This window comes from Actinoplanes sp. NPDC089786, assembly GCF_040684855.1.
In the GTDB taxonomy this organism is placed as follows: Bacteria; Actinomycetota; Actinomycetes; order Mycobacteriales; family Micromonosporaceae; genus Actinoplanes.
The window spans coordinates 432,549-452,849 of sequence record NZ_JBFBGU010000003.1 but is presented as its reverse complement, the minus strand read 5'-3'; the positions used below and the strand labels follow the sequence as shown (position 1 = coordinate 452,849).

General features: G+C 70.1%; 14 protein-coding genes. 6 read left to right on the top strand and 8 right to left on the bottom strand.

Annotated features, from left to right (window positions below):
• Positions 1–63: 63 nt before the first annotated feature.
• Positions 64–2,586 (top strand): hypothetical protein, encoded by a 2,523-nt coding sequence (locus tag AB0O15_RS16030; RefSeq protein ID WP_364318882.1) that lies wholly within the window; start codon positions 64–66, stop codon positions 2,584–2,586.
• Positions 2,587–3,126: 540 nt separating this feature from the next.
• Positions 3,127–5,874, top strand: a complete 2,748-nt coding sequence (locus AB0O15_RS16025; RefSeq protein ID WP_364318880.1) for a tetratricopeptide repeat protein — start codon at positions 3,127–3,129, stop codon at positions 5,872–5,874.
• Here AB0O15_RS16025 and AB0O15_RS16020 read toward each other — a convergent pair.
• The 5 genes from AB0O15_RS16020 to AB0O15_RS16000 all read right to left on the bottom strand — a co-directional run bounded on the left by AB0O15_RS16020 (position 5,858) and on the right by AB0O15_RS16000 (position 11,671).
• The gene (locus tag AB0O15_RS16020; RefSeq protein WP_364318878.1) at positions 5,858–7,561 is read right to left on the bottom strand and encodes an IucA/IucC family protein; all 1,704 of its coding nucleotides are present in this window, start codon (positions 7,559–7,561) and stop codon (positions 5,858–5,860) included. The genes AB0O15_RS16025 and AB0O15_RS16020 overlap by 17 nt on opposite strands.
• A complete protein-coding gene (locus AB0O15_RS16015; protein ID WP_364318876.1) occupies positions 7,558–8,121 on the bottom strand; it encodes a GNAT family N-acetyltransferase in 564 nt (187 codons plus the stop codon). Before AB0O15_RS16015 ends, AB0O15_RS16020 begins: the two co-directional genes overlap by 4 nt.
• Positions 8,118–9,368, bottom strand: coding sequence for a SidA/IucD/PvdA family monooxygenase (locus AB0O15_RS16010; protein WP_364318874.1), 1,251 nt, complete (start codon positions 9,366–9,368; stop codon positions 8,118–8,120). Before AB0O15_RS16010 ends, AB0O15_RS16015 begins: the two co-directional genes overlap by 4 nt.
• A gap of 12 nt (positions 9,369–9,380) precedes the next feature.
• Complete coding sequence (locus AB0O15_RS16005; RefSeq protein ID WP_364318872.1) at positions 9,381–10,877, bottom strand: aspartate aminotransferase family protein; 1,497 nt, start codon at positions 10,875–10,877, stop codon at positions 9,381–9,383.
• Positions 10,878–10,957: 80 nt separating this feature from the next.
• A complete protein-coding gene (locus tag AB0O15_RS16000; RefSeq protein WP_364318870.1) occupies positions 10,958–11,671 on the bottom strand; it encodes a siderophore-interacting protein in 714 nt (237 codons plus the stop codon).
• A 66-nt stretch (positions 11,672–11,737) separates the two neighbouring features.
• Here AB0O15_RS16000 and AB0O15_RS15995 point away from each other — a divergent pair, with 66 nt between their 5' ends.
• Positions 11,738–13,678, top strand: coding sequence for a penicillin acylase family protein (locus AB0O15_RS15995; protein WP_364318868.1), 1,941 nt, complete (start codon positions 11,738–11,740; stop codon positions 13,676–13,678).
• Here AB0O15_RS15995 and AB0O15_RS15990 read toward each other — a convergent pair.
• Both AB0O15_RS15990 and AB0O15_RS15985 read right to left on the bottom strand, forming a co-directional pair.
• Positions 13,612–15,957: an EAL domain-containing protein gene (locus AB0O15_RS15990; RefSeq protein WP_364318866.1), complete on the bottom strand. Its 2,346-nt coding sequence runs from the start codon at positions 15,955–15,957 to the stop codon at positions 13,612–13,614. The two genes, AB0O15_RS15995 and AB0O15_RS15990, sit on opposite strands and share 67 nt — an antisense overlap.
• A gap of 39 nt (positions 15,958–15,996) precedes the next feature.
• Positions 15,997–17,310 carry a hypothetical protein gene (locus AB0O15_RS15985; protein ID WP_364318864.1) on the bottom strand — a complete coding sequence of 438 codons (1,314 nt, stop codon included), beginning with the start codon at positions 17,308–17,310 and terminating at the stop codon, positions 15,997–15,999.
• 9 nt (positions 17,311–17,319) lie between these two features.
• Here AB0O15_RS15985 and AB0O15_RS15980 point away from each other — a divergent pair, with 9 nt between their 5' ends.
• Complete coding sequence (locus AB0O15_RS15980; RefSeq protein WP_364318862.1) at positions 17,320–17,451, top strand: hypothetical protein; 132 nt, start codon at positions 17,320–17,322, stop codon at positions 17,449–17,451.
• A gap of 83 nt (positions 17,452–17,534) precedes the next feature.
• Here the strand turns inward: AB0O15_RS15980 and AB0O15_RS15975 are convergent, their stop codons facing one another.
• Positions 17,535–17,831, bottom strand: a complete 297-nt coding sequence (locus AB0O15_RS15975) for a hypothetical protein (protein WP_364318860.1) — start codon at positions 17,829–17,831, stop codon at positions 17,535–17,537.
• Between the two features lie 180 nt (positions 17,832–18,011).
• On the opposite strand from AB0O15_RS15975, the gene AB0O15_RS15970 reads away from it, so the two are divergent.
• Together AB0O15_RS15970 and AB0O15_RS15965 are read left to right on the top strand one after the other, a co-directional pair.
• A complete protein-coding gene (locus AB0O15_RS15970; protein WP_364318858.1) occupies positions 18,012–19,502 on the top strand; it encodes a helix-turn-helix transcriptional regulator in 1,491 nt (496 codons plus the stop codon).
• Positions 19,499–20,200 (top strand): hypothetical protein, encoded by a 702-nt coding sequence (locus AB0O15_RS15965; protein WP_364318857.1) that lies wholly within the window; start codon positions 19,499–19,501, stop codon positions 20,198–20,200. The genes AB0O15_RS15970 and AB0O15_RS15965 overlap by 4 nt, the downstream gene beginning before the upstream one ends.
• Positions 20,201–20,301: the final 101 nt, after the last annotated feature.

Sequence of the window (20,301 nt, the reverse complement as noted above, 5' to 3'; positions counted from 1 at the left end):
GCTCACCTTAATGACAGATCAGCCGGTTCCTCAGGACCGATAGGTGCAGGTAGCGTCCGCGACGTGCGCCACCTCCGATCGATCCTGTACGCCCTCGTCCTCGCTCCCGCCGTGTGGGTGCTGTGCGGGCTCGGGCTCGGCGGGGCGCGTTCGGATCCCGGGTGGCTGCTGCTCGCCGGCGCGGCCTACGCCTTCCTGCTTCTGTCGCCCATCTCCCCCGCCGGCCCCGTGCTGGCCGGCGGTCTCTTTCTCGCGCTGAGCGCGTGGTCGGCGCTTCTTCCCGATTCGTACGGTTCGGGGGTGCTATTCAGGCCCGGGTACGCGGTGGCGGCCCTGCTCGCGATCCCGCTGCTGGGGACGGCGCTCAACGGGCGACGTTGGGCGCGCCACGAGCCGTTCACATTCCCCTTCCTGGGTACGGTGGGCCGCTCACCCAGCGCCTCCACTCCCGCGGGAACCTTCGCCCCGCCGGCCGCCCACCCTTACGCCGCCACGAACCCCTCCGCCGGTCATCCCCACGCCGCCGGCTACCCACCTTCAGCCGGCGTCCCCGCCGGCACGCCCACCGAGGGCGACGAGCCAACCACCTTCTTCCCGGCGCAGCCGAACGCCACCTTCCAGACGCCCGGCGCCTTCCAGCGACCCGCTGCATTCCAGGGCCCGACCACCACACCGCGGCCGAACGCATCCCATCCACCTGCCGCGTCGCCGTCGCCCACCACGTCGCCGTCGCCCACCACGTCGCCGCCGCCCACCGCGTCGCCGCCGCCCGCCACGTCGGAGCGATCCGCCCCGATGCAGCCTGCCTCGCCAGAGCGGCCAACCGACTCGGCGAGGCGGCCGGCCAGGCAGGGCCAGCCGACCGACCCGGCCCAGCGACCTCCCGGAACCGGGGTCCGCCCGTTCGTCACGGCCGGCAAGAAGGACGAACCGACCGACCGAGTCGTCGCCGTGCAGGAGCCGCCAGGTGCCGCGGCGACCAGCGAGGACGCAGACGACCCCACCCTCGCGGCACACGCTGATGAACCAACCCTCGCGGCGGACCCGGGCGAACCGACCGCGGTGATCACCGGCGAAGAGCCCACAGCCAGCCAGCCGGAGCGAATCTTCGTCACGCATCCAAACGGTGTCTCCGAGGAACACCCCGCCGAGGAGTTGACGGCTTCCCACCAGCCCACCGACCAACCGACCGCCGCCGAGGCGGGCGAACCCGCGAGTGGTCAAGCCGAACAACCGGTCCCCGCGGCCGAGGTGGGCGACTCCGCCGGCGCCGAGGGCGAGACGCCGGCCGAGGAGGATGACGCGGAGACCGTCATACCGGCCGCGTTGGCCACTGAGAAGGACGGCGAGAAGACGCAGGTCATCCGGGCTCCGAAGGATCGGGAGGTGGGTGCCGGGCCGACTCGGGACTTCCGGGGTGGGGGCAAGACCTACCTGGACGGGCCCGGGGAGCAGACGCAGGTGATCTACCTGCTGGAGCCAACCAACGCGGAGCATGCCGCTCAGCAGGCGGCCAAGGCCCGCGTCGCTGAGCAGGAAGCTCGGGATCGGGCTGCTCAGGAACGGGCACGGCAGGCGTTCCGGGATCGCGCGGCTCTCGAACGGGCGCGGCAGGCGTTCAACGAACGAGCAGCCGCCGAAGCCCGCAGCGTCGGCGAGGAAACGCAGATCATCAAACTCCCCTTCCTGGGCAAGCAAGGCCCCGCAGACCGGGACCACGGCAGTGAGGATCTCGGCGGCGAAGGTCGAGATCGCGGAGATCAAGGCAGCGAAAACGACGGTAAGACGGCGGTGCCGGTCACGCCGGGTGATGATGACCAGACGACATCACTGGGCCCGCGGGGCAGTGACGACCAGACGGCGTCACTCGTCGCACCAGGCGATGACGACAAGACGACTCTGCTCACCGCGCCCGGCGACGACGGTCAGACAACAACATTGATCAGGCCGGACAGCGACGACCAGACCACGCCGCAGGGTGGACGCGGGAGCAGCGAAGGGACAACGTCCGTCGTCACACCAAGCGACGACGACAAGACGACCCTGCTCGCGACGGCCGGGACTGACGACAGGACGACGTCGTCGATCACTCCAGGTGATGATGACCAGACGACATCATTGGGCACGCGGGGCAGTGACGAGCAGACAACCTTGCTTGTCACGCCGGGGAGTGATGAGGATGAGCAGACGACACTGCTGAGCAGGGTTGATGACGGCGGGGGCGAGAACACCACGCTCCTGCGGCACGCGACGGTTATGCCGGCGCTGGTTGATGGGGTGGGTGGGGAGCGGCGGGCTCGGTCCATCGTGGATCAGGAGCGGCCCGATCCGGCGGCCGATCCGACCACGCGACTGATCCCGGTGCAGCGGGACCCGGTACCAAACCAGCAGCGGGGGCCGGCGCAAGACCAGCAGCGAGGGCTGGCGCGAGACGAAAAGCATGAACCGGCGGGAGACCGAGAGCGGGACCCGGCGCAGGACAGAGACCGGGACCAGCAGGGGGAATCGGAGCGAGACCTGGAGCGTCAGCAACCAGCGCGTCCGCGCAGCCTGATGGACATGGAACGGCCGGCCGACGAAGGATGAGCAGGTCAGATCGCTTCTCGTCGGCTCAGCGAGACCGGCCGGTCAGGGAGGGCGCGGCCAGAAGCCCGGCCGATCAGGGTGGCGCAGTCAGAGGCACGCCGCGGTCAAAGGCCGAGGCAAAGAGGCCGGCTAGCGCCAGTCGGCCCAGGAACGGATCGGTGGGCCCACCCGGCTGCCCCAGACGAGGCCCCAGCGGATTCGGACGACGCCCCATGACCAGCCGGTGTCTGTGACATCTCCGCCCCACAGCATGGCCGATCACCCCACCAATCTGTTAGAGCGGCAGCCGGTCCCGCGGTCACGTCGCCCGATCGCGACCGCGGAACCGACCGGTCGAAGGCCGGGACGCCCGCACGACGTCAGGCCGGTGGCCCGCCAGCCACCGGCCTCCCCCGCAACCGGGGGCCCTGGTCCGGGGCCCGGAACGGGGGACCGGGCCGGTGAACCTGGGCCCCTGGGGGTCGGGTGTCGGCCCGTCCAGGGTGTTCGTTGAGCCTTGCCGTTTTCTTGACGCCGACCGGCCTCAGTAGACTCGGCCCGATGCTGGAGGTTCGGCTCCTGGGCGCGGTCGAGATCGTGATCGCGGGTGAGCCTGTCGAGATGCGGCGCCCGCAGTCACGCGCGGTGCTGGCGGCGCTTGCCGTCGATCTGGGTCGGCCCGTGTCCGCGGCCACCCTGATCGACCGGGTCTGGGATGACGAACCGCCGAAGGGCGCCCAGAGTGTGCTCTATTCCCACATCACCCGGCTGCGGGCCGCGCTGCAGACCGAAGACACCGCGAATCCGCTGGTACGCCGCCCGGCCGGCTATGTCCTCGACCTTGATCCGGACGCGATCGACCTGCACCGGTTCCGCCGCCTGACCACCTTGCCGGCCTCGACGGCCGAGTTGCGGGAAGCGCTCGACCTGTGGCGCGGTGAGCCGCTGGCGGGCATCCGGGGGCGCTGGGCCGACAACGTCCGGGTGACGTGGCGTCAGCAGCGGCTGGACGCCGCGGTGGCCTGGGCGTCGGCGGCGGGCAACGATGCCTCGGTGGTGCCGGGGATCCGGGCCCTGTTGGACGAATATCCGCTGGCCGAGCCGCTGGCGGCGGCGCTGATGCGGGTGCTGGCGGCGACCGGGCGTACGGCGGAGGCGTTGGCGGGTTTCGCCGAGCTCAAGGTGCGGCTGCGTGACGAGCTGGGCGCCGACCCGGGCGCCGAACTGCAGAAGATCCATGTGGCGACGCTGCAGGCCGGCGGGGCCGCGACCGAGACCCGGGCACCGATCCGCCAGCTGCCGACCCCGGTGGCCGGTTTCACGGGCCGGGAAACCGCTCTCGCGACCCTCGACTCCATGATCGACGAACCGGCCCGGACCGCGGTCATCTCGGCCATCTCCGGTACGGCGGGCATCGGGAAGACCGCCTTGGCCGTGTACTGGGCGCAGCGGGTGGCCGAGCGGTTCCCGGACGGTCAGCTCTACGTGAACCTGAACGGCTTCGACCCGGGTGGGCAGGCGCTCGACCCGACCGTGGCGCTGCGGCAGTTCTTGGGGGCGCTGGGTACGAAGGCCGAGCAGATTCCGGACGACCGCGCCTCGATGGCCGCCCTCTACCGCAGCCTGCTGGCCGGGCGGCGGATGCTGGTGCTGCTCGACAACGCTCGCGACCCCGAGCAGGTGCGCCCGCTGCTGCCCGGCGCGTCGTCCACGTTCACGGTGGTGACCAGCCGCAACTGGCTGACGTCGCTGGTCGCGGCCGAGGGCGCCACCCCGGTGACGCTCGACCTGATGACCGCCGACGAGGCCCGGGGGCTGCTCGAGCGCCGGCTCGGCAAGGAGCGGGTGGCCGCCGAGCCGGAGGCGGTCGACCGCATCATCGAGCGGTGCGCCCGCCTTCCGCTGGCCTTGAGCATCGCCGCCGCCCGGGCGTTGCAGTCGGGGGCGCCGCTGCGGAGCCTGATCGACGAGCTGGAACAGCAGCCGTGGGACACCTTGGACGCCGGCGACCCGCTGACCCAGGTCCGGGTGGTGTTCTCCTGGTCCTACCGGGCGTTGAGCCGGCCGGCGGCGCGGCTCTTCCGGCTCCTGGGCCTGCATCCGGGCCCGGACATCTCGGTGGCCGCCGCCGACGCGCTGATCATGGGCGACGCCCAGCCGCTGCTGACCGAATTGTCCGCGGCGAGCCTCACCACCGAGCACCGCCCGGGCCGCTACATCCTGCACGACCTGTTGAGCGCCTACGCCGCCGAACTCAGCGAAACCGCCACGGAGCCGGCCGCGCCGAGCGAGATCGCCGGGGAGCAGGGTGAATTCAGTGAAGTCGACGGCGACGGCGAGACCAAGGGCGAGACCGAACAGCAGGTCCTGACCCGCCTGCTCGACCACTACCTCGCCATCGCCTACGCGGCCGACAAGCAGCTCGACCCGGTCCGCGACCCGATCACGTTCCCGATCGACAAGGTGCATGAGGGCACACCGCCGAAGGACTGGTTCGAGCAGGAACATCGCGTCCTGCTGTCGCTGCAGGCCCGCGCCGCCGAGACCGGCCACCGGCGCGAGGCGTGGCAGCTGGCCTGGTGCCTGGACAACTTCCTGCACTTCAACGGCCTGTGGCACGACCGCGTGCACGCGTGGCAGGTGGCCGTCGACCACCCCGAGGACACGAACGCGGCCGCTCACGCGTACCTCAACCTGGGCCGGGTGGACAACCGCCTGAAGCGGCACGCGGACGCCGAGAACCACCTCGGCCGGGCCCTCGCGCTCTTCGAGGAACGCGGGGACGCGATCGGCCAGGCGCACGCCCACCGCGCCCTGAGCTGGGTGAGCGAGGCGCACGGCGATCTGCGGGGCGCGCTCGATCAGGACCGGCTGGCGCTCGCGTTGTTCGAGGAGGCCGGCAACCGGCAGGGCATGGCCGACGCGTTGAACTCGGTGGGCTGGGACCAGTGCCTGGTCGGCGAGCACGAGGCGGCGCTGGAGACCTGCGAGCGGGCCCGGACGATCCACCGCGCGATCGGCGACCGCTGGGGCGAGGCGTCCAGCCTGGACAGCCTCGGCTTCGCCAACCACCACCTGGGCCGGTACGCCGAGGCCGTGGACCGGTACGAGCAGACCCTCGCGGTGGTCCGTGACCTCGGCGACCGCTACTTCGAGGCGGACACGCTGACCCGGCTCGGCGAGACCCACCGCGCCGCCGGCGACGTGCCCGCGGCCCGGAAGGCCTGGCAGCGCGCGCTCGACATCCTCACCGAGCTGGGCCACGACGAGGCTGACGACGTCCGCACCAAGATCAACGACTTGCGTTAGAAAACGCGAGCGGGTTGCGCAACGTCCCGACCAGCTGGAGCGCCTCCGACGGGTCGGCCAGGTTGACCATCTGCTGGTTGTTGCGCAGCTGGAGCCGGTTGAGGCAGGACAGCGCGAACTCGGGCTGGAAGATGTCGTAGCGATCGGCCAGGTGCGGCACCGTCGCCAGGTAGTCGGCGACGCACTCGGACACCACCCGCCAGAAGTCGTCGGTCGGCAGGACCGGTTCGAGGCGTACGGCGAGGAAGCGGAAGAAGCAGTCGAACACGTCGGTGTAGATCGACAGCATCCGCATCTCGTAGGGAACGTCGGCCCGGATCCGGGCGGCGGATTCCGGCACCTCGGTGAAGTCGGACATCACCACGATCTCCTCGGCGATGTCCTTGAAGATCACCCGCTCGACCGCGTGGTCCTTCAGGACCATGATCACGTTCTCGCCGTGCGGCATGAACGCCAGGTCGTACGCGTAGATGCTGTGCAGCAACGGCGTCAGATAGGCGTCCAGGTAGCGCCGCAGCCAGACCGCCGGGTCGAGCCCGCTGCGCCGCACCAGCTCGGCCGCGAACGAGCCGCCGGCCCGGTCGACATGCAGCAGCGAGGCCATGGTGGCGAGGCGACGCCCGGGCTCGAGGCCGGCGACCGGGCTCTCCCGCCACAGAGCGGCAAGCATTTTCCGGTACGGGGAGTAGCGATCGGTCGCGGCCTCGTAGGCGGCCGGGTGGTACCCGATGGCGGCCTGCTCCCGCAGGATCGTCAGGCCGGTTCCCTTGAGCACCTCGTCCGAGGAGATCAGGCCGGCCAGCCAGTCGTTGATGGCCGGCGTGGCCGCCATGTAGGCCGCCGACAGCCCGCGCGTGAAACCCATGTTGAGCACGCTGATCGCCGTCTTGACGTAGGGCCGCGCCGGCTGGGACAGGTTGAAGAAGGTGCGGATCGACTGCTGGGCCAGATGCTCGTCCGGACCTTCGCCGAGGTGGATGAGCCGGCCGGTGGCGAGCTCCGCGGCGAAGGTGACGGACAGTTTGTTGTCCCACTGCCACGGATGCACCGGGAACAGGTGGTAGTCGTCGGGAAGATCGCCGGCGAAGAAGGCGAGCTCGGGCGCCAGCAGGTCGGCGTAGGACGTGTCCTCGCACGAGGTGAACGTCGAGTGGTCGCGATGCGCCGCCAGCCAGACCAGCCGGACCGGCCGCGCGGCCTCCGGCGCGTACCGGTGGTAGTCCTCGAGGCCGAAGCCGAGCCGCCCGTTGTTGGCGACGAAGCACGGGTGCCCCTCGGTCATCGACGTCTCGATCGTCTGGAAGCCGGCGTCGACCAGCTCGGCGACCGGGATGTCGGGCTTGGCGTCCTTGAAGGCCATGCCGGCCAGGCTGGAGCTCAGCTCTTCGAGGTAGACCGGGAGCACGGCGTCACTGATCTCCAGCGCCTCCCGCGTGTCCAGCACGAACTGCAAGGCGTCGGGCGCGGCCGCCGGGTGACGCACGATCGACCCGGGGTCGACGGTCCAGTGGTCGAGCGGGCCGTGCGTCGCGGCGAAGCGGTAGACCACCGGGCCGGCCACGATCTCGAACCGGCCGTTGGCGTAGCGAGGGGTGAACAGTCTCTCGTGGGTGAACTCGGCGATCGCCTTGGCGATGAGGCGGCGGTTCACCTCTTCCCAGGCTTCTTGGTGCAGATGTGAGATCACGCCGCCGCTCCGATCCGGGTCAGGAATTGTTCGCGGGTGCACGTACTCAGCAAGGCCTTCTTCTCCGGTTTCTGAATCTCGCGGACCACCTCGAAGCCGACCGCGGCGTTGAGCGCGTGCACCGCGGTGTTGCCGACGTCGGGCTCGACCACGACGCGACGCACCGCCGGATCGTCGAAGAGCCAGGCCATCACCGTGGTGATCACACCGAGGGTGAAGCCGTGCAGCGGTTGCGAGGCCGGCGCGCAGAGGAAATGCATCCCGACGTCCCCGTCGGCCGCGTCGAACAGTCCCGGCAGTTCCACGAACCGCGGGTCATAACGTTCGGCCAGGAAAGCCGGCGTCCCGTCCCGGAAACCGAGGAAGGCATCGTGATGGGGATCGTCGGCGATGCGGCGGTATTCGGTGGCGACGTCATCGACCGACGAGTCGAGCATCATCCAGTACGCCGCCTTGGGATGCGTGACCCACGAATGCAGCAGCTCGACATCGGCCTCCAGGGAAAGCAGCCGCAACGAGAAGGTGCCGAGATTCTCGTCAGCGCGGGCATAGGAACTCATGAGGCAACCCCGAATTCCTGGAAAGCGATGCTCTTCTCGATCGGATAGACCTCCCGGCCGAGCATCTCGCGGATGATCCACGAGTTCCGGTAGGCGCCCATGCCCAGGTCGGGCGAGGTCAGGCTGTGCGCGTGGGTGGCCGCGTTCTGCAGGAAGATCTCCCGGCCGTCGTGGTCGATCGAGTAGTTGCGGGCCACATCGAACCGGCCGTGCCCGTCCCAGCGGATCCGGTCGCGGATCGGCGCCAGGAACGCCGGCACGTCGTATTTGTAGCCGGTGGCCAGCACCAGTCCCTCGGTGTCCAGCGAATAGTCCCGGTCCTGCTCGACATGCCGCAATCCGAGCGTGTAGACGCCATCGGCATAGGCGGCGGTCAGCAGCTCGGAATTGGTGAGCAGCCGGGTCGGCACCGGCCCCTCGATGCTCTTCGCGTAGAGGGTGTCGTAGATGTCGTTGATCAGGTCGGCGTTGATCCCCTTGTACAGCCCCTTCTGCCCGGCCTCGAGGTCGTAGCGGCGCTGCTCGGGCAGGGCGTGGAAGTAGTCGATGTAGTCCGGGGAGGTCATCTCGAGCGTGAGCTTGGTGTATTCCAGCGGGAAGAACCGCGGCGACCGGGTCACCCAGTTCAGCCGATAGCCGTAGGCGCCGATGTCACCGAGCAGGTCGGCGTAGATCTCGGCGGCGCTCTGCCCACTGCCGAGCACCGTGATGCTGCGCTTGGAGCGCAAGGCCTGACGGTGGTCCAGGTAGGACGAATTGTGCAGCAGGTCGCCGTCCAGGCCGCGGAGAGGCTCGGGTACGTACGGCGGGGTGCCCGTGCCGAGGACCAGCCGGCGCGCGCGGTGTTCGGTGCTTCCCACCCGTACCCGATAGCCCTGACCGTCGTGGGTGATCTCCGTGACGCGCTGCCCGAAGCGCAGGTTGGGCAGCTTGGCCGCGGCCCATCGGCAGTAGTCGCTGAACTCGCCGCGCAGCGGGTAGAAGCTCTCCCGGATGTAGAACGAGTACATCCGGCCGGACTCCTTGAGGTAGCTCAGGAAGGAGTACGGCGAGGTCGGGTCGGCCAGGGTGACCAGGTCGGCCAGGAACGGCGTCTGGAGCCGGGTGCCGTCCAGCATCATGCCCGGGTGCCAGCTCACGTCGGTGCGGGCCTCCAGGAACAGCCCATCCAGGTCTTCGATCGGCGCGGTCAGGCAGGCCAGGCCCAGGTTGTACGGGCCCAGCCCGATCGCGATGAAGTCGTACATGGATGCTCCCCTTCAGCCGAGCAGGACCGGCGTCGTCCGGCTGGCGGCGTGCTCGGCGATCCGCTCCAGCACGTACTCGATGTCTTCCCTGGTGGTCAGCGGATTGAGCAGGGTGAACTTGAGGAACTGGCGGCCGTCCACGGTGGTGCCGGCGATGAGCGCCTCGCCGGAGGCGGCGAGCGCCTCCCGGGCGTACAGGTTGACCAGGTCGGCCCGGTCGGAGTCGGCGGGCAGGTAGCGGAACACCACCGTGCTCAGGTCGGACCGGGTGACCACCTCGAAGCGCGGGTCCTCGGCCAGCAGCTCGTACGCCTCGGCGGCCCGGTCGACGACCTCGTCGAAGAGCGCGCCGATCGCGTCCGCGCCCATGATCCGCAGCGTCATCCAGAGCTTCAGCGCGTCGAACCGGCGAGTGGTCTGCAGGCTCTTGTCGACCTGGTTCGGGATGCGCGCCTCGGCCATCCGCTTCGGGTTCAGGTAGTCGGCGTAGTAGGTGGCGTGCCGCAGGGTGGCGCCGTCCCGGACCAGCAGGGCGCTGCTGCTGACCGGCTGGAAGAACGACTTGTGGTAGTCGACGGTCACCGAGTCGGCCCGTTCGATGCCGGCCAGCAGGTGCCGGCGGGTGGGCGAGGCGAGCAGGCCGCAGCCGTACGCGGCGTCGACGTGCAGCCAGGTCTTGAAGGTCTCGCACAGGTCGGCGATGCGTGGCAGCGGGTCGATGGTGCCGAAGTCGGTGGTGCCGGCGGTGGCCACCACGGCCATCACGGTGTCACCGCGCCGGTGGCAGCGGACCAGTTCACCGGCCAGCGCGCTGACCGACATCCGGCGCTGGTCGTCGGTGGGCACCACGATCACCGCGTCCGCGTCCAGGCCGAGCAGCTTGGCCGCCTTCTGCACGCTGAAGTGAGCGGCGGCGGATGCGATGATCCTCTTCCGGCCCGGGCCGGCCTTTCCCCGGGCCGCTTCCCGGGCCTCTCCCCGAGCCTCTTCGCGGGCCTCTCCCCGGGCCTCTTCGCGGGCCAGGAGCAGGGCGTGCAGGTTCGACTGGGTGCCGCCGCTGGTGAAGACACCGTCCGCGGCCGGGCCGAACCCGATCCGGCCGGCCGTCCAGTCGATCAGCCGCCGCTCGATCAGCGTGCCGCCGGCGCTCTGGTCCCAGGTGTCCAGCGAGGAGTTGACCGCGCTCAGCACCGCCTCGCCGAGCAGCGCCGGGATCACCACCGGGCAGTTCAGGTGGGCCAGGTACCGCGGGTGGTGGAAGTACACCGCGTCGCGCAGGTAGACGTTCTCCAGCTCGTCCAGGGCCGCGGCCGGACTGCCGAGGGGACGGTCCAGGTCGACGCCGGCCACGTCGGCCGTCAGTTCCTCCGGCGTGACGCCGGTGAACGGCGCCGTGGTGCCGGCCACGCGGTACGCCACCCGGTCGACGCCCTGAACCACTACCTCTCGATAGACGTCGGCCGAGCCGTTGGTGAGCAGATGGTCGCGGGGATCACCCGGGATACTCATGGCGGGTCCTCAATGGTCGATTGTGGACGGTGGTGGCACGGGCGCCGGTGGCCGTGCCGCGTCGGGCTAGCCCAGGTTCCTCATCGAGCGGCCGTCCAGTAGGCCAGCGACCTGACCCGGTGCTTGTCGACCGCCAGGTCGCGCCGGATGTGCTTGGCGATCGCCCGGGTGCTGCCCGCCTCGCAGGCCACCCAGTAGAACGCGTCGTCGCGGCGCGGCAGCTCGGCGGTCACGGTCTCGACGAGCAGCTGCCCGTCGCGCTCGCGCGGCACCCAGGTGACCGCCTGGTCCGGACGGTTGCGCAGCGGCAGGGACTTCTCGTCGTCGTTGGCGTACTCCAGCCAGACCGTGGCCGGCAGCTCCGCGGACGCGTCGAAGATGCTGTTGACGGCCGGGATCGCGGTGGCGTCGCCGACCACGAGGAGATGGGCCGGGCTCGGGTCGGGCAGCTTCCAGTCGCTGCCCAGCAGGGTCGCCTCGATCGTGTCGCCCGGCTTCGCGGCCCGCGCCCACCCGGCCGCGGTGCTGTCGTGCAGCACGAACTCGAGATGGAACCGCCCGGTCGACGGGTCGGGGTCGACCAGCGTGAACGCCCGCTGATGGGGCTTGCCGTCGAGCTCGAACCAGAGCCGGAGCCACATCGTCGGGTGCACGTCGCAGGCCTGGAGGAGGTCACCGCCGTCGATGTGCAGGCGGTGATAGTGGTCGTTGACGGACTCGGCGCCGAGTACGGTCAACCGGAAGTCACGCCCGCCGAAGGCCTTGATGACAAGACCTTCCCAACCTTTCTTCACGCCACCCTCCCCAGCGACCGTTGCTTAGGTGAGGGTAACCTAACCATCTCGACAAGCAAGAGGACCATGACGAGCTTCATCAACCGCGACGAATGGGGTATCCCACACCTCGTCGCCGACTCCGTGCTCGACCTGGCGTTTCTTCAGGGCCGAGCGGCCGCGCGTGATCGGGCGTGGCAGATCGAGGTCGAGCGGCGGAGATCCGAGGGGCGCTTGGCCGAGTGGATCGGCGCGGCCGAGGTGGGGTGGGACCGCTTCGCCCGCCGGGTACGCCTGGACGACACCGCCCGGCGCTCGTTCGAGAAGCTCGACGACACCACGAAGCAGTGGCTCCGGTCCTACGTGGACGGTGTGAACAGCGAGCTGCCGGCGGCCGAGGCGCCGGAGTTCGTGGCGTACGGCGTGCGCCCGTCGCCGTGGCGACCCTGGACTCCGCTGGGCATCTTCCTGGTGCAGCACATCCTCTTCGGCACGTTCCCCAGCAAGATGTGGCGGGCCCACGTCGAGTCCACGATCGGCTCGCTCCCGGTCGTCGGTGATCCGTCGTCCGGCAGCAACGCGTGGGCCGTCGCCGGCTCGTACATCGCCGGCGACCCGCACCGGATCCTCGAACTACCCGGCGTCTACCAGCAGGTGCGGCTGACCTGCCCGGAGTTCGACGTGGCCGGTTTCGCCTTCCCGGGCGTCCCGGGGGTGCCCCACTTCGGCCACGCCGGGTCGGTGGCCTGGGCGATCACCAACGCGATGTCCGACTACCAGGACCTCTACCAGGAGGAGCTGCGCCGGTCGGCCGGCTCGGTGCAGGCCCGGTCGGCCTCCGGGTGGGAGGAGGTGTCGCGGCACGTCGAGACCGTTGCGGTACGCGATGAGCCCGCCGTCGAGGTCGAGGTGATCGAGACGCCCCGCGGTCCGATCATCGACCGCGACCTGGCGCTGCGGGTGCCGGCCCGGGTCGAGTTCGACCTCGGCTTCGGCGCGCTGCTGCCGCTGCTCCGGGCCAAGACGGTCGACGACGTGGTGGCCGCGCTGGCGGGCTGGGTCGAGCCGGTCAACTCGGTGATCGCCATGGACTCCGGCGGCACGCTGGTCAGCTTCGTCGCCGGGAAGGTGCCGCTGCGCGACGATCGGGTGCGGCAGGTGCCGGTGCCGGCCTGGGAGCCGCGGTACGAATGGCAGGGTTACGCCCCGCTCCCCCGGTCGGTTCGCGAGGTGGTGGTCAACGCCAACGACCCGCGCCCCGGCGACACGGCCGAACTGGGCAACGACTTCGCGCCGCCGGCCCGGGCCGACCGCATCGCCGCGCTGCTCCTGGCCGCGACGCCACCGGCCGAGATCCACACCGATGTGCTGGCCGACCCCCGGCTCTTCGACGTGCTCGCCCGGGTGTCCGCCCACCCCGCGGCCCGCCGGCTGCTCGACTGGGACCGGCGGATGGACGCCGATTCGCTCGACGCGGGCCTCTTCGCCGCGTGGCGGCACGCGGCGACCCGGCTGATCGTGGCGTCGCTGCCGGCGTTGCTGACCGAGACCGGGTACGACCCGCTGTTCGCGCCGTGGCTCGACCCCTACCAGCGGGTCGGGCGAGCCCTGCCGACCCTGCTCACCGACGAGATCGCCGTCGCCGCCCTCGCCGGCCTTTCAGCACGGCCCTGGGGTGAGACGCACGTGCTCACACCAGTTGTCGTCGTTCCGGAGACCGCGCTCGACCAGGTCGTACCGCTGCCCGGCGACAACGACTGCGTGCGCTCCACCTCGAGCATGGTGGGCGTGACCGATGCCTGCTGGAAGGGGTCGGTCGCGCGGTACGTGTGGGACCTGTCTGATCGGTCGGCGTCGCGGTGGGTGGTGCCGTTCGGCGCCTCGGGCCGGCCGGGCGACCAGCACTTCGCCGACCAGCTGCCGCTCTGGGTGGCCGGCGACCTGGTGCCGGTCTTCCCCGATCAGCTGACGGTCGAGGAGACCCTCCAGCCGGCGGCGAACGCGGACGGCTCCAGCGGCGGCGAGTAGAGGAAGCCCTGGGCCCGCCGATAGCCCAGGTCGCGCAGCAGCTCCGCCTGCTCCGTCGACTCCACGCCCTCGGCCACCGTGGTCAGGTCGAGGGCCCGGGCGATCTGGCTGACCGCGGTCGCCACCGCGGTCGGCCGGGAGTCGATGCCCAGCCGCTCGACGAACGACCGGTCCAGCTTGAGACCGGACATCGGGCAGGTGAGCAGCAGGCCCAGCGACGACGCGGCGGTGCCGAAGTCGTCCAGGGCCAGGTCGAGGCCGAGCCCGCGGAGGCCGTGCAGCGCGGCCAGGACCATCGGCTCGTCCAGCGTCGCCGACTCGGTGATCTCGATGACCAGGCGGTCGGGCGGGATGTCGTGCTCGGCCAGCAACGCCGCCACCTCGTCGACGAAGCCGGGCGCCTGGAGCTGGCGGCCGGCGACGTTCACGGCCATGGCCAGGTCCCGGGCCGCCGGATGGTCCCGCCGCCACTCGGCGAGCTGGCGGCACGCCTCGCGCAGGATCCACCGGCCCAGGCGCACGATCTCGCCCGTACGCTCCGCGGTCGGGATGAACTCGGCCGGCGAGATCTCGTCCCGGCCCGGCGGATGCCACCGGACCAGCGCCTCCGCGCCGGTCACGCGGCCGGTGGCCATCTCCACCACCGGCTGGTAGACCAGGCCGAACTGGTCGGTGCCGACCGCCTCCCGCAACCGGGTGCCGAGCTCGACCGTCTCCATGATGCGGGCGCCCATGTCGGCCGCGTACTGCTGGATGCCGCCCTTGCCGGCGTCCTTGGCCGCGTACATCGCGATGTCCGCGTTGCGCATCAGGCCCTCGGCGTCATCACCGGGCGCGGCCGGCGCGACCCCGATGCTGGCCTTGACCACGAGCATGTGGCCGTCGACCCGGGCGGGCTGCACCACGTCGGCCAGGATCCGGTCGGCCATCGCGGCCGCCTCCGGCTCGCTCACCCCGCGCAGCAGCACCGCGAACTCGTCGCCGCCCAGCCGGGACACCAGGTCCTCGGCCCGGACCGCGTTGCGCAGCCGATCGGCGACCGTGGTCAGCAACCCGTCGCCGACACCGTGGCCGAGGGTGTCGTTGACCGCCTTGAAGTCATCCAGGTCGATCAGCAGGACGGCCAGCCCGCGGGCCACGGCCCGGGGGTCGGCCAGGTCGGCCGCCACCGCCTCGGCGAACGAGGTCCGGTTGGCCAGCTGGGTCAGGCCGTCCCGGGTGGCCTGCTCGTGCAGCATCGCCTGGTGGCCGCGCAGGTCGAGCAGGGTGGCGTCGAGCTTGTTGATCAGGTCGAAGTTGTCCAGGAAGGCGAGCAGCTGCCGGATCACCACGATCGCGGTCACCGCGATCACACCGACCACCCCGCCCCACGCCCGGTAGCCCAGGTCGCGCGGCATCACGGCGAGGAAGGTGGCGAAGGTCGCGGCGACGGCCAGGTACGGCAGCACGTTGTACGGCCGGCGCCGGTGCTCCCGGCGGAAGTCCGGCCGTACCCTCGTCTGCAGTTCCTGCACCCGGGGACCGACCGCGAACAGCGCCGCCGCCAGGATCCGCAGCGCCATCAGCACCGGATGCAGCCGGCCGTCGGATCCGAGGATCGGCACCGCGGTGGTGAGCGCCAGCAGGCCGGCGGCCACGATCATCGGGATCGAGCCGCCCTTGGTCATCGGCGCCGTCCCGCTGAGCACCATCCGCACCGCGGCGAACGCGGCCAGCAGCAGCACGCTGGCCGCGATCAGCGTGCTGATCAGCTCCAGCCCGGCCACGCTCTGCGAGTTGAGACTGAAACACCAGGCCATCACGCCGCCGCCGAGCAGCACGGCGAGGGCGTCCAGGTAGAACCGGAGCCGTTCGCCGCGCGAGCCGCCCGGCGACTTGTGGCTGAGCATCCGCCCGACCACCAGCGAACAACCGGCCAGGTACATGACGGTCGGCACCACACCGCCGTTGATCTCGGCCACCACCGGCCACCCGATCGACCGCACGAACTGGTAACCGTCCCCGATCAGGAACGCGACCGCGGTCCCCGACAGCGTGAGCATGTAGCTCCGGACGATCCGATCGACCCCCGGCACCCGGGCCGCCCGCAGGCAGAACCACCCGAGCAGCACATCCAGGGGCACCTGCGCACCCCAGATGAACCGGAGCTTGAAGACGGTGTCCCCGACATCGACCAGCGGCACCAGCGAGGCGAGCAACGCGAACCCGAGCGTCCCGGCCACGCCAGGATCCCGCAGCACCTTCCAGGCGCTACGCCACCACCCGCTGACCAGGCTCACGGCCGAAGAATCGGCACCGGCCCACCCGACTCAACGACTTCAGGGCAACTTCAGTTCGTCCCCCGCCCCGCGCCGATCCAGCTCCAGCTGCGCGAACCGCACATCCTCGGGCACCTTGAGCGGCGAGTACCCGTCACGATCCAGCCGCGACCCGAGCCGCACATCACACCGGCCCAGCAGGTAGAGCAGCCCGTTGAGCGGCTGCCCGAGCTGCCGCACCGGCCGAGGCGCCCCGTCCACCAGCACCGTCTTGTCCTCGGCATACACCGGCAGCTCGGCGATCATCCGCCGGATCGCCGCCACCCGGTCGCTACCGCCCAGCAACCTCTTGACGGCGTCCACTCGCAGGTAGAGGCGGTTGGTGCTGTACATCGCGTCGGCGACCCAGGCGCCTTCGGCCACGGCGAGCCGGCCGCCCCGGATCCGCAGGGCGCCACCGCGGTCGTACCGCCGGAGCTCCGCCGGGACCGTCGCGGCGAGCGGACGCCCCCGCTGATCCGACGACCAGCCCTCCGCGTCCGCGCGAACGGTCCCTTCACCCTCACCCGCCGAGTACGCCCACGGCACGGCATGCACCACCGCATCAACCGTCGCATGGCGCTCGAGATGGCCGATCGTCCCCGGGTCGAGCCGGAACAGCACATCATCGGCGTTGGCCATGACCAGATACTTGACGCCGGCGTCGGCCCACCGGTCGAACAGCCCGGAGATGATCGACGCGGTGAACAGGCCCATGCTCCCGTGTGGTTTCCGGCTCGGCACACCCCGCTCGTCCCGGACGATCGCGTCCACCCACCGCCGCGGGTCGCCGGCCAGCAGGTCCCGGTCCACCCGATAGACGCCGTGCTGCCGGAATAGATGCGTCGAGCTCCGGTACGGCTCGTCCAGCCCGTCCCACCAGGCGTGCAGGGCGTCGGCCCCGGTGGCCGAGCCCATCACCGCGACCGGCATCCGGGCGTCCCAGTGGCGGACGTTGGCCATCCGGATGTCCAGCGCGCTCACCGGCCAGCCGGCCAGCCGCAGCACCTTGGCCAGCGCCTTCTGCCGCCGGGGGTCGTGCTCCGGCAAGTCGTACCGGCCGAACCGGCCACCGGTGCCACCGGCCGGAACCAGCACCGCCACCTCGCCTCCGGCCAGCGCCTTCCGCCCTGCCAGCCGATCGGCGTCGTCCGGCGTGATGAGGGCGGCCCACGGCCGCGTCACGCTGGACAGTTCAAGAGGCTGGTGCCGAAACACGCTGTCCAGCAGCGCCAGCGTCACACCGTCGGCGTGGCCGTTGGCGCTCCCGAAAACCGGCGGCACGTACCGGAGGATCGTTTCGACGGTCTCCGCCAGGCTCAGCCCCCTGGTCACGTCGGACAGGTGACCGTTCGGCTCGCCGTGCCGGACCCGCGGGTCGGCCGCCACGATCAGCTCGATCTCGTCCTCGGTGAGACCAGCCGCGAGAAGTTCGGTGGCCAGCTGGTCCGGGCCGGCAGCAAGGCGTGGACCTAGGTCCGCCCGGCGAGCAGTCCATCGCTGCGCGGAGATCGGCGTTGACGAGAGCCTCAAGGCTTCCTCTCAATCCGGTGCCGTAGCTACTCAATGCCGTCCGGATCCGCTTCCTGGCCTCGAGCGGCAGTGGAGTCGTCCGCATCGGATCGAACAACCGGCGGCTCGCTGATCACCAATGTGATCGCCAGGCGTCCTGAACTCTCATCGCGCAATTTGCCCGCGACAAACGCCTTCAGCACGAATCTTCTGTTCCGCTCCTTCAAGAGCACGGGCAGGACGCCGAAGAACTTCACCAGCACGACACTGATGGCACTGATCAGGCTCGCCCACGGCATTGTCGCAAAGAGGATCTTGAATAGGTCCTCGGACACATCGGTCACCCGCCTCAGTGCGTCGCATCAGCGCATCCATGCGCAGCCGCGCCCCATGTGCAGAGTGTGATGCTCATTCGCACATCAGTCAATCCTGAACGTTTGGCAAGACTCGAAGGGCTTGGTTTGCGCTAGCATGGGCAAATGTGCGGAAGTCCTGCACAACAGCACAGGAGCGGGGGCCAGACAATGCCCGAGGCGGACGGCCCGGATCTCCACGCCAGCCGGCTACGCACCGAGATTCGCGATCTCATCCGGAGCACCCGCCGAGACCGCAACATCAGTCAAGCCGAACTCGGTTCGATGCTCGGTTCCAATCGATTCTTGATCATCCGGATCGAGAAAGGCGAGCGGGACGTCACCCTGGATGAGGCAAGAAGCCTTGACCAAGCTCTTGATCTGGACAAGCTCGCCGACCTGGTCGCGCAACTGCACGAGGCCACTGGGGACACCGGCAATCAGCGTGATCATGTCGTGCGGGAACTACTGCAAACGCCTGCGCTGGAGTCGGTGACCATCGTCGTCGCCGATGATCTCAATGTTTTCGGCATCCTGTTCGACAAGGACGCCGAGGCGATGCGGCTCGACGCTCGTGAGATCCGTGTCGTGTTCCCCACCTTCGAGCGTGAGCGTGTGTTGTTCGGCGGCAGTCCGCTCTGGGGCTTCTGGGAGCAGCAGATCAAGCGCCTCGCCGCACTCCAGGCTTGGCGAAGCGGCCATGCCGGAGCGTTCCAGGTGTACGAATCAGACGAGGTGACCTGCTCGATCGTCACAGCCGACACCCGCACGGGCACTCAGACGGCGTTCTGGCCCTCAGTTCCTGTCGTCGGTCCCCGAGGAGCGATGCGGATCGAGGGAAGCCGGTTGCCCGTGGTGACGGCGGCCGACACCGAGACGATCGGACGCCTTCGAGCACATGTCGAGCACCTGCTGGCCGGGCGTGAACACCTGCGCACCAACGAAGCGCTGTGCCGGTTCGACAACAACTCGCCCGACGCGACCTTCACTCGCTACTTCGCGCAGGGAATAGACGAGGAAGAGGACGTGGCCGAGAACGAAGGACTCGCCGTCTCCCTGGTGCTGGCTACGGCGCGTTGCCCCCGCAAGCACTACGGCGTCGGCCGGCGGGTGGTCGTGTACAAGCGACCGAGCTCCCGGCACGACCGCGGCATGGTCTCCCTGTTCAGTAATCCGGTCGATGACTCCGACATCGATGCCGCGCGCGCGAAGCGACTGGGTCTGGCGCGGGAACGAGGGCGCTCCACCCGCGGCGCGCTGGCGGCCACCTTGGACACCGACACGTTCTTGTCGCCCGCCGGCGGCGTGATCCCCGACCTGGCCTTCCAGATCTCCGCGGCGCGAGAACTCGCGATGTTCGGGCTGGTCGTCGAGCCCGAGCGGCTGAGGGAGGTGAAGCTGCCGTCGGAGCTGAGGCTGGTTCGCAAACCGGACAAGAACGGTCTCCGCCGTGCTGCGATCGCTCCGAAACTCTTCATTCTCGAATTGGAGCCGGCCGGTTCGACGACCGAGTTGGACGTGCTCTTCGACGCCGGCGACAGCGAGGTGGTCGGCATCGAGGACATCGCCGAAAGCGACCAGCTCAACGGCTTCCTGGCCGCGGCCAGGACCAACGGATTCCTGATCGACCTGTTGGAGAGGTTGGGGGTGGCGCGACGATGATGACTGCCGGTGCTCCAGGGACATGGTGGCGGTTCGGTGTATCGGCGCCCGGCCCGGCGACCTGGGGCGGGGCACGGCTGCTGCCCGGGCTCTACCGGCCGCTCGTGGTCTATCAGCCGGTGCTCGCGCTCACCGTGCTACGGCACGCTACGAACCGGCCCGAGATCGTGGTCGGCGTACGCGATCCCGGGTCGAACCGCTACCACCAGAACGTGGCCAGCGTGCCGACCCGGCGGGTGCCGCACGCGATCGCCCGGCACTGGCTGCGCGCGCTGCGGACCGGGCGACAGACGTCAGCCGCCGCTCGGGCCGACCTCCGGGACGAGGTGGCCAACATCTTCAGCCGCAAGCTAGGTCTGGCCGACCGGCAGGAGCGCGCCGAGATCGGCTTCCATGTGCAGTCGCTGAGCGCCGCCCAGGGCATCAGCGTCATCGGTGAACACGAGGACGGGCGCCCGCGCACCGAGAGCCTGACCATGTTCAACGCGGTGGTCTGGGTCGAGAAGGGCGACGAGCACCTGCCGCCCGAGACGGCGTCCTACAGGCCTCTGGTCTGGGCCGACGTGGAAAACTTCGTGGCCATGTCGGAACACCGGGACACCGGCCGCCTGGAGAAGGGCTTCGAGCGCTCCTCCTTCTGCGCCTACGGCCTGTGCCTGGAGACCAGCGTCCGAGCCCTGCGCAAGATGCAACTCTGAAGGGGTGGACGTCGAGCACCTATCGGCTGACTGCCCTACGCCGCCAGAACGCGTGGCCCGCGCGTCTCCTGTGGCTCCACTATCTCTCGGCGCGCCCCCGC